Below are 10,942 nucleotides of genomic sequence, written 5' to 3' on the forward strand. Positions count from 1 at the left end.
TAAATCACATCGTTATGGTTACCGCCGTCGACGGTATCGTTGCCGGTACCCGCCCAGATGCGGTCGTCGCCGTCTTCACCGTGAATGTCATCATCACCGGCATCACCGCCAATGGTGTCGTTACCGGTACCACCTTTGATGAGGTCGTTACCGTCTTGACCGGTGAGGTGGTCATGACCGTCTTGACCGAAAATCCAATCGTGGCCTGCGCCGCCTTTGAGGGTGTCGTTACCCCATTCGCCGTAGAGCTTGTCATGGCCTTCACCGCCATCGAGGTGGTCGTTACCATGGCCACCGACCAAGGTGTCGTTGCCTGCTTCGCCATAGAGGGCGTCATCATCCCATTGGCCGTATAGCTCGTCGTTACCTGTACCACCCAGAAGTGTGTCGTTGCCAATATGGCCGTATAGCTCGTCGTCGCCGTCATCGCCTTCTAAACGGTCGTTGCCATATTCGCCCTGCAGGTGATCATTGCCTTTGCCGCCGGAGAGGAAGTCGTTACCGCCTGCGCCATTCAGAACATCGTTGCCGTCTTCGCCATACAATGCATCATTGCCGTTGAAACCATAAAGGTTGTCGTTGCCTGCTCCACCGAAGAGCTTGTCATCGCCTTCACCGCCATCGAGGATGTCGTTGCCATTCCCGCCTTCAAGGCGGTCATTGCCTGCTTCACCGTAAAGTGCGTCGTCTTCGGTGCCACCTTCAAGGGTGTCGTTGCCGTGACCGCCGAAGAGTACATCCTTACCATGCTCACCCACGAGGTGGTCATCCCCGTTGTTGCCGTAGATGTGGTCGTCATGGTTGCCGCCGTTGACGTAGTCGTTACCGTCACCGCCGCTGAGGCCATCGTTGCCATCATCACCAAAGATACGATCGTGACCGGTGCCGCCGTCAACGCCGTCATTGCCAGCACCGCCGTGAATGACATCATTGCCGTCTTGCCCGTAGATGACATCATTGCCCGTACCGCCGTCTACCGTATCGTTGCCGTTGCCAGCTTCGACGAGATCATTGCCGTTGCCACCATTAATGATGTCGTTACCGTCTTGGCCATAGAGCCTGTCATTATCATCACCCCCGTCGAGTTCGTCATCGCCAGCACCGCCAACAAGTACATCATTGCCAGTTCCGCCAAATAGGCGGTCGTTGTCGTTTCCACCATCTAAATGATCGTTATCATCGCCACCGACTAAAGTATCGTTACCGTCTTGCCCGAAAAGGACATCATTATCAGCGCCACCATCCAGATAGTCGTTACCAGTGCCACCTGTCAGGCGGTCAGCTCCTTCGTCACCATAGAGTCTATCGTTGTCTGCACCGCCATCTAAGTTGTCATTTCCTTCACCGCCATTTAGAAGATCGTCACCCGAACCGCCAGTGAGAACATCTTCGCCCTCACCACCGTAGATTTTGTCGTCGCCCTTCTCGCCATGCAGTTTGTCATTGCCTCCCTCACCGTAAATAACATCATTGCCGTCGCCAGCATGAATAGTGTCATTGCCAGCAACTGCAGCAGCTGAGGTTGTTGACAGGTTTCTGAGCGAATTGAGTTGGTCGAGATGCGGGTGAATGTCTGAAGGCCCGTCTAGGCCCGTATCTCCAAATAAAATGTCGTCACCCGAGCCGCCTTTAATGGTATCGTCGCCGCTATCGCCATAGACGGTATCGTTGCCATCTCCACCTTCAATACTGTCGTTACCGTTGCCTCCTGACAGCGTATCGTTGCCTTCATTGCCTTGGAGATTGTCTAAGCCATCACCACCAAAAAGTGAATCATCGCCGGTACCGCCATCAAGAGAGTCATCGCCCGCATCACCGTATAGGCTATCGTTGCCATCGCCGCCGTTAAGGGTGTCGTTGCCAGCCTGACCACGAAGACTGTCGTCGCCCGCATCACCATTTAGTTTGTCATTACCAGTTCCGCCCCAGAGAGCATCGTTGTCATTGCCTCCGTTAAGAGTGTCATCACCTTCATCACCCCAGAGAACATCATTGCCATTTTCACCATTTATTGTGTCTTGACCGTCGCCACCAAACATGACGTCGTTTCCATCGCCGCCATGTGCAATATCGTTGCCTTCGCCACTGCGTACTTTGTCGTCACCTTCACCGCCATAAAGGTTGTCGTTACCTTCACCGCCATAAAGTCTATCGTTACCCGTTCCGCCATAAAGGTTATCGTCACCATGGAAGCCTTCTATACGGTCATCGCCTGAGTCGCCGTAAAGGTTGTCGTTCAACAGTCCACCGCGGACCCAATCGTTTCCTGCGTCGCCATGTACTTCATCTGTGCCATCACCACCGATAACAGTGTCATCACCATCGCCACCATAGATATAGTCAGTGCCGTCCCAGCCTTCGATGTAATCATCACCACCATACCCATAGATAACGTCTACACCGTCTGTGCCCTTGATCTTGTCGTTTCCTTCAGTTCCTTTGATGATGTTGGCCATTTTGCTCTCCAGAATTGATACACATGTTTTTGCTGTGAGTGAGTATTTGTTAATGCAATCGATTGTCGCGTTAACATTTACCTAACATAAGTGAGGTTTTAAAGAGCCGTGCGTCTCAATAAAGAGACTGTTGATGTGTGGATATAAAAATAGCTTCATTAAAGTGCTAAAAAATAATGGTTTTAGGGTGGGAGAAAAAAACTGTATATGAATGGCATAAATATAGATTTTCAGTCTTTTTTCTTGAATTTCTACATTTATAGCATTGTAATTATTGGATTTAATTAATATTAAAAAAGTGTGATAACTTACTTACTATTTCTAATCGAATTCATCAATTACTCCCTAATGTGTGCGTTACTTTATTTGGTATTAAATAAGCATGAAATATTTGAGGGTATGTTATTTTTAAGTGATTCAATAATGAGATATAAGTCTGTGGTTGTAGTTCTTACTGTGATTTTATTGTTGTTTTTTAGATAATTATTTTCAATTGTATTTTTCATTGCAGGTTGGTTGGTGAGCATGATTTTGTTAGAAAATATCATTCCTAACCAGGGGGAGGAGTTTGGTTTTGATTGAATGATATGTTGCTGAATATGAATATCTATACGTGTATAAGACTTTAGTATTAGTACTTTCTCTTGGTTGCAATTTGACTCAAGGATAAGCTACTAATTTCAAATGTATTGATATGCTTTTAATTGAACATTTAATTCACTGCGTATCATGTTCGAATAATTAGTATGTTCTAATGTTAGAATGAACGCGTTGTATGAGCGTGCGATTTTGTACTTCAGATTGGATGAGCTGCATGTTGTGGGAGCAGTTTTGGGGAGATCATGGATGCATCAAATGCCATTGAGAAAATTAAAGATGAACAGAATTGCCCATCTTAATGGGATACGAGTATTTGAGTCTGCCGCGCAACAACGCAATGTCAGCCCAGTTGTGCTTTTTATAAAAACAATAATTCAAAGAAGTCTATGTGTAATAGGTGTAATAGGGATATTTAGTCATAGCTTTTGATGATACTGACGGCGTGACTCGCGGCGTCTAGAGCCCCTTCTAAATAACCGCCATAGCCTCTGGATGCTTCTGTTCCCGCAAACAAGATATTCGGATGCGTGTGGTCTTTGGTATTGATGCCATAGACACCGTGCAATGTAGCGATATCTTCTTGAGTTGCGGTAAGCGGTTCTTGGTACCAATCGACATACTCAACCCTGATAGGGTGCGCTGCTGCTTGGCCAAACAATCTAACGGCCTGCTGGAGAACCAGCTTCTTAAGCGTTTCATCTCCCGCTGTTTTTCTCGCTGAACCATTGATGCCCATAAAGCCCATGATGGCGCCGTAAGTTGGTTCACCGTTGATTTCAGGTGATGCGTCATGAATTTCTACCAGAGGGCCGACACTGCTGCTTGCTGACCCTGAAAATCCCATTTCTCTCCAAAAGGGCGTCTCGTAGATCAACACCGCTTTTGCATGCGCTGCCATCCAGGTTTCGGTGCTATCGAATGCTTTTTTCAGCGTAGGGTCGAGGGCAGGTTGGAAGCGAATGTTTTTGGCGACCAACCTCAGGGGCATGGCGAACACAATATGTTTGGCTGACAAGGTACCAATGTCGCCGTTGCCACCATGGCGTTCATATTCCACCAAATAGGTGCCGTCAGCTTGCTTCGACACGGCGTTGACCTGTGTTTTCAGTAAGCGCTTTTCGGGCGGCAATTTTTCCAATAGGCCATTGATCAGCGCCTTCATTCCTCCCTGAATACGGTAAGTATCAGGCATGATGTCATAGCCAATGTCCACGGCTTGAGGAGGTGCGTCACGCATTTTGTCCACTAAGTAACGGCCGTCAGAAAACTGCTTATAGAAGGCAATGCCAAGTGTTTCGACGAGCGCTGACAATTGAGGGTTAATATTGGGCCAATACCAAGAAGGACCAAGATCGACCATTGAGCGGGTGTCGTCGTTTAATGGGGTTGAAACAATGCGTCCACCAAAGCGATCACGCGCTTCAAGCACCACATGGTCGTGCCCATGCAGCTCTAGAAGATGCGCAGCGTATAAGCCGCTTAATCCGCCGCCGATGATCACCGTATCGGTTATTTTTTTCATTGTAATGACTCCGATTTAAAAGATTTCACTGTAGGGGCGAATATCCACTTCTTGTGTCCAAGAGGTCGCGGGTTGTTTTGCTAAATGTAAGTATGTCAGCGCCGCATCTTCAGGTTGAATTGCGCGCTCTTTAACGAGGGTAGGGAAGCGTTCTTGACTTTTTTCTGACCAAATAATGCCGTCTATAACGAGATGAGCGATATGAATTCTATTGGGCTGAAACTCTCTAGCGAGAGACTGGGTTAGCCCTCTTAAAGCAAATTTTGCCGATGCGAAAGCACTGAAATTTTTACTGCCATTTATCCCTGCGGTTGCACCAGTCACTAACAGAGTACCCCTTCCGGCTTTGATCATTGAAGGTATGACGGCCTGTGCAATATTGAACAAGCTCATCACCGATGATCTCCATGTTTGTTCAAATTGATTAGGCGTAGTGGCAAAAAACCTGTCGATGGTGAGCAATGTGGTGTTACATATGACAACGTTAGGTGTGCCGTGGAGGGTCTCTATTTGGGTAAAAGCACGATTAACTTCATCGGAGTCCGTCGTGTCAGCGAGGATCATTGCGTTATTTCTGCTAACAGTGACGACTCGAAAGCCGTCATCTTCAAAGGTGTTTTTTATGGCGAGACCCAAGCCTTCTCCGTAACCCGCAATGACAGCGAGTGGTTTTGCGTTACTTGTTTTCATGATCCTTCCCTCAACAACATATCCTCCATATAGTTTATCGAGCCCAAATATCGGCACGAGTCATGATTCGTTCATTGATGGAATAGTTTTCCTTTGTCAAAAAAAGCGGGGCAACTGCTGTTGCCCCGCTTTTCATTTCTCAATGTTTTGTCGTTTAGAAATAAGACTAACTAAAAGAGAACATATCGTTGTTGATATCAGACACAGAGAAGTTATCTATCGATATGCGAACATTGTAATCTATGTATAGCTCTGCACTTGATCCGTTCTGCCAAGAATAAACCTGCGCAATATTTGTTGCTAGCGACGCATCTATTTGAATCTTATCTCCCTGACTCAGTGAGAAGTCTTTGATCACATTGTGGCCATCCCAACGCGCGAAATGAAACGTGTCGGCATGCGTTCCTCCCCAAAGCACATCATTACCCGAACCGCCCGAGATAAAGTCATAACCTGTGCCACCAACCTCTGCATCGGCTTGAGAAGAGGGTGATATCTTCTCTGTTGAAGTAATAGCGATTTGTTTCAGCAAATTTGTTTAGGGTGGTGCATTGCCTGAAGACTGGTTAACTGCTCTTAGCTCGTACGAGAGTAATACTTTCTCTATGCCAGGCCTTGAGCCCGAAGCAGATAACTCTAGCAGTTTTGTTAGCATTTGAGGACGTTGCGACTCATTCGAAAGCAAAACAGTAGCGATGGCAGATTGGACAGTTTCAGACGGCTCTGTCAGCAATCGACCATAAAACTTGTTTTGCTCAAAAAAGGACATTTCTTGAGTATTGTAGAATCTAGCCGCACCGGTGATAACTACTGTATCCTCTTCTGTCATCAGGTGTTCAACTGCCTCCAATCGACCATCAGGTCGGTACAATGCCCCTTCGACGGCGGCAGTTCGTTCAAATGGTGAATCTGATTGAAGTGAAGAAATAAATGAACTCGTAAATTCATTGTTATCTAAGTTCGCTGCAGCCCTAAGAGCGATTAATTTATCTCTTTGCGTAGCATCGGGGTTGGTCAACGCTTCTGATACGATATCAACACCCCGATTTGCTAAATCTGGCTTCTCTCTTGCTAAATTAGCGATGTTCAACATTGCTGTTTCAGTGAGTAAAGGGGCTTCATTTTGGGTTATGACATCGACAAAGGCGTTCATCGCGGTACTCGTAGCATCTTTGACTAGCGCGAGGTTTACCATGCCTGCGGTTCTGTATCGATCCGGTACATCAGAGTCTGTAATAATTGAAGCAAGATATTGCTCAGACTCTGGTTTGTTTGCGTCTTGTATTGCCATTAAAATGGCTTGTCTCTCGAGCGGGGTAAGTGTGTCATCACTCAACATACCCTTTATTTCGGAGAGAGATTTGTAAGCCAACAGATACTCACCCACACGGATTGAATCCGTATAAGACAAAGAAGAAGATAACTTAGCGAGTTCCTCGTAGTATTGTTGGTCTGATGTTATGTCGTCATCGACAGCATAGGCCTCCATATCTTTAAGAAAGCGTGCATTGGCATTATGTGCGAAAAGGTTTGCGGGAAAACTGACGTTTGTTGGCTCAAAGCGTGTATATTCCCCAGAGATTTCTATTGCGACCTTGAAGCCAGAATTGCTGGGTGATTGTTGTTGATTGTTTTGAGCGACGTTTAACAAGATATCCGCTGACATTTTAGTGTTCTGTTCGACCGACTTGATTAGTGCATCTTCCGCAATAATGGCTTTCCAGTCGTCATCGATGTCATCTGTTATTGAACCATACGGAAGTTGCTCGGTGTAAACCACATCCAACAGTTGCCTCGCCACCGTTTTTTCGCCGTTATTAATCCAATACTGGTAAGTTGTAGATCGCGTTGGTTCATCGAATTTGACAGGGACTGGATTGGTGGTATAGGAGAGGTTTGAGAGGTAAAATGCAAAGATCCCAAGAGGGTGCTCATAGGGTAACCCCAAAAGATCGATATCTTGATATATTTGTGGCTTATTAAACGTGTACAAGAAACCGAGACTCTCACTGCTTAGCCTAATATCCTCATCAATTACTCCGGTGGGTGATGATATAACAAGGTTTTTTATAACTCCGCGTTGACCCGATTGACCATCACGGAGGCTTTCAAAAATGACATCGAATGCCATTTCCACTTGAGTCGGTGTGTTGGTAGAGCCTTGTTGTAAGTTTGTTTGAATAGAGTTTCTGATTAAAACGTGATAACCAAGATACTTCTTTCCTGTGTTCTCTTTTTCAATTTTAGCTATTGATTTATCCTGATTTTTCGAATCATCATACCTTGTTGGCTCTGTGTTTGTTAGTTCACTTTTTATTATTTCTTGTGCGGCAGATTTGTCAGGCTCTCTATTCTCGACGTTTAAATAATAGATGAGCCCCAAGAATAACACTGCACTCAGGCTGATTATTGTAATATATAGTTTGCTGCTTTTCATTTGCTTCTCCTAACAATAGGCACCGCATATTAATGCGGTGCCTTTTTCGAGACTTTCTATGAATTAACCCCAGCCTCTAACCGAGCCAAGTCGGGTTTGACCTGTATATTGATTTATTATAATTTTCCCTTTTTTGTAACGATCGAAAATAGTGTGACTCCAAAGTGGGAATCCCGCCCATGACAATAAGTTACCCTTCCAAATTGTGTAAGTATATGGAGGAGCGCTCAACTTAACAGCAGCGTTTATTCCGCCACCGAACGAACTTGCGTTGGTCTTGGCATTTGATCTGACGTAGAACTTCCAATTTTTCGGGTTGTTGTCGCGTGTTAAACCACCTTCTAAACGAAATGGATTTGAGACGCTTAACGAGTTAACAGAGCCACCAACATTAAGTGTGAGCCCAATTCCCACTGCGATATTAACGCCAAAGTTTTGGTTAACACTGGGTGAAATCCCACTATACGCATATTCTGGCAGTCTGAGCCATCCATAAGCATGAATAGGGTGAGGAACGGAGCCAAAGTAACCAGTGTAACCGCCACCGAGTGATGCTTTAACGCTTGCCCCTACGCCAGCGTTGAAGGTGATTTTTAATGGCAGACCAAACTGCGCGATATTAATGGCATCAAGAAATGGGTTTGAAAGACTGGCTCCCACGCTGACGTTGAATCCATACCCATTGTGAACTGGGTCGCATTCTGTTCCGGCGTTCACACTGATGCTCGTAGAAGGGCCTTCCGATAAGCCGAGTGAAATCCCTGTAGTGTGTCCTGCCCAACCGCCGTTCCAAATACCATTGATACCAAAGGGTAAATCAAGCCACTTACAATAGTTGTGCCCGTTGGAACCATTGCCGAGAAGCGCTTGAATTAGATCACCATTAGCCTCGGACTCTGTGGGGGTAACAGCATTTTCCACATAAATGTCAAACGCTCTATAACGCCTCCCATTCATCCAAGTGCCTGTGTGTGCAGCGACACGTTGGCTAAGTTTGGCGCTTTTATCCCAGCGAGAGGATATGTCTGTTGCGGCCCATAGGTGTTCTCTAGGACTCAGCGTACCCACACCATGAAGAGGAAGATTGAAATGCCAAAAAGGATCTCCGAGGTCACTCCACGCAATACCATGTGTTCCTGCATGTGAGAATGATGAAGATAATGCTAGTAGGCAGCCCCCTATTGCTAGCGTTACCTTCGTTAATATTGACTTTACCATTTAAAATTCTCCTAGTATTAATACTTAATATTTAACTCTTAACAGCAAAGATGCTGATTGTGATGGATATCAAAAATGGATCTTATATGTGCTTTATGTTTGTTAAGTGTTTAATGTTTTTTATTTTCTCCTTAATTAATGTCTCCTTGATTAATTATCTGCTTTATTAGAAGTTATTCATGTTTTTCACGCATAATAAAGGCCAGCAATATATTGCTGGCCTTTTTGGTCTCAATGAAAATTAGCTAAAGTAGAATATGTCGTTACTCACATCATGGACGGAGAAGTTTTCGAGGGTAATGTGGGCGCCATTACTGAAGTGGACCTCAGTGCCCGAACCATTCTGCCAATAGGAAATTTGGTGAATGTTTGTGGCAAGCGTGTCGTTGATTTGGAGTTTGTCACCTTGCCATAGCGTGAAGTCTTTAATGACATCGTGACCAGACCAGTAATCGAAATAGAAGTTGTCGCCGTGGGTGCCGCCCCAAAGCGTATCGTTGCCTGAACCACCGGCAATGAAATCGTAACCTGTGCCACCAATAATGGTGTCGTTACCAGACTCTCCATATAGTCTGTCGGATTCGTTGCCACCGTCTATGTAATCGTTGCCTGTGCCACCGAAAATGGTGTCTAAATGGCCTTCCCCATACAGCTTGTCGTTATTGTTTCCACCGTATATGGAGTCATTACCACCATCACCAATGATGGTATCTTGGCCATCATCACCCCAAAGGTGGTCGTTACCTGAGTTACCGTGGATGAAGTCGCTATCCGCGCCACCCCATATTCTATCAACGCCATCACCACCGTGTAGTTGGTCTTTTTCGTTGCCACCAAGAATGGTGTCATCGCCCGCCCCACCAAAGATGATGTCGTCGTGACCATCTCCTTGTAGGTGGTCGTTTCCATCACCGCCTTCAATATAATCATTACCGGTGCCACCAATAATGGTGTCATTTCCGTGTTCGCCGTAAAGCCAGTCTCCTTCGTTACCACCGTCGATGTAATCGTGTCCGTTCCCACCCCAAATGTGGTCATTATGAGCTTTACCATAGAGGCGGTCTTCGTTGTCCCCACCATAGATCCAATCGTTGCCCCCATTACCTTCTATGTAGTCATTACCGCTTTGACCAAGAAGTACATCGTCGCCGCTGTTACCGTATAACCTGTCATTCCCGTCTTCGCCGTAGAGCTTATCGTTGCCGTGACCGCCGGATAAGCCGTCGTTACCAATGCCACCTTTGAGCGTGTCATTGCCGTCACCGCCATCTAATCCGTCATTACCGTGACCACCGATGAGGGTATCGTCGCCCATTTCGCCATAGAGTTTGTCGTCATGGTTGCCACCGTCGAGGTAATCGTTACCATGGCCACCGACCAAGGTGTCGTTGCCGTCTTCGCCATTCAGCGTGTCGTTATCGTTTCCGCCGTTGAGGTAATCGTTGCCGGTTCCGCCGAAGAGTTTATCGTGACCATTTTCGCCGTACAGGGCGTCGTGGTCCCACTGGCCGTATAGCTCGTCGTTACCTGTACCACCCAGAAGTGTGTCGTTGCCAATATGGCCGTAGAGTTTGTCGTTCCCGTCGTCGCCCTCTAAGCGGTCATCGCCGTATTCACCATGCAGAGCATCATCACCGTTGCCGCCGGAGACGAAATCGTTGCCGCCTGCGCCGTTGAGCACATCGTTGCCATCTTCGCCATACAAGGCATCATTGCCGTTATAGCCATACAGGTTGTCGTTGCCTGTTCCACCGAAGAGCTTGTCATGGCCCTCGCCACCATCGAGGCTGTCGTTGCCGTCTTCGCCATACAGCGTGTCGTTATCGTTTCCGCCGTTGAGATAGTCATTGCCAGTGCCGCCAAGCAAGACATCATGGCCGTTATCCCCGAAAAGGGAATCGTGGTCTTGATTGCCTTCGAGGCGGTCATTGCCGTCGCCACCGCGCAGGGTGTCGTTGCCAGTCCAGCCATAGAGTTTGTCATCCCCGGCGAGGCCATGCATGTCATCATTGCCCCATT

At 46.6% G+C, this 10,942-nt stretch carries 7 protein-coding genes; all 7 read right to left on the reverse strand.

Annotated elements, in window-relative coordinates; genetic code table 11:
- A partial coding sequence (locus Q365_RS26850) for a calcium-binding protein (RefSeq protein ID WP_162176390.1) occupies positions 1 to 2,456 on the reverse strand: 2,456 nt, incomplete at its 3' end.
- A gap of 1,012 nt (positions 2,457 to 3,468) precedes the next feature.
- Positions 3,469 to 4,578: a flavin monoamine oxidase family protein gene (locus tag Q365_RS0125045; RefSeq protein ID WP_028025944.1), complete on the reverse strand. Its 1,110-nt coding sequence runs from the start codon at positions 4,576 to 4,578 to the stop codon at positions 3,469 to 3,471.
- 15 nt (positions 4,579 to 4,593) lie between these two features.
- Positions 4,594 to 5,268 carry an SDR family NAD(P)-dependent oxidoreductase gene (locus Q365_RS0125050; protein WP_028025945.1) on the reverse strand — a complete coding sequence of 225 codons (675 nt, stop codon included), beginning with the start codon at positions 5,266 to 5,268 and terminating at the stop codon, positions 4,594 to 4,596.
- 166 nt (positions 5,269 to 5,434) lie between these two features.
- On the reverse strand, positions 5,435 to 5,800 hold the full coding sequence (locus Q365_RS26190) for a calcium-binding protein (RefSeq protein WP_028025946.1): 366 nt from the start codon (positions 5,798 to 5,800) through the stop codon (positions 5,435 to 5,437).
- Between the two features lie 6 nt (positions 5,801 to 5,806).
- Positions 5,807 to 7,705, reverse strand: coding sequence for a HEAT repeat domain-containing protein (locus tag Q365_RS26050; protein ID WP_051563870.1), 1,899 nt, complete (start codon positions 7,703 to 7,705; stop codon positions 5,807 to 5,809).
- 63 nt (positions 7,706 to 7,768) lie between these two features.
- Complete coding sequence (locus Q365_RS0125065) at positions 7,769 to 8,923, reverse strand: hypothetical protein (protein ID WP_028025947.1); 1,155 nt, start codon at positions 8,921 to 8,923, stop codon at positions 7,769 to 7,771.
- Between the two features lie 241 nt (positions 8,924 to 9,164).
- Positions 9,165 to 10,942: calcium-binding protein (locus Q365_RS26930; protein ID WP_162176391.1), on the reverse strand; the 1,778-nt coding region annotated here is incomplete at its 5' end.

Source organism: Enterovibrio calviensis DSM 14347 (assembly GCF_000621165.1).
Lineage (GTDB): Bacteria > Pseudomonadota > Gammaproteobacteria > Enterobacterales > Vibrionaceae > Enterovibrio > Enterovibrio calviensis.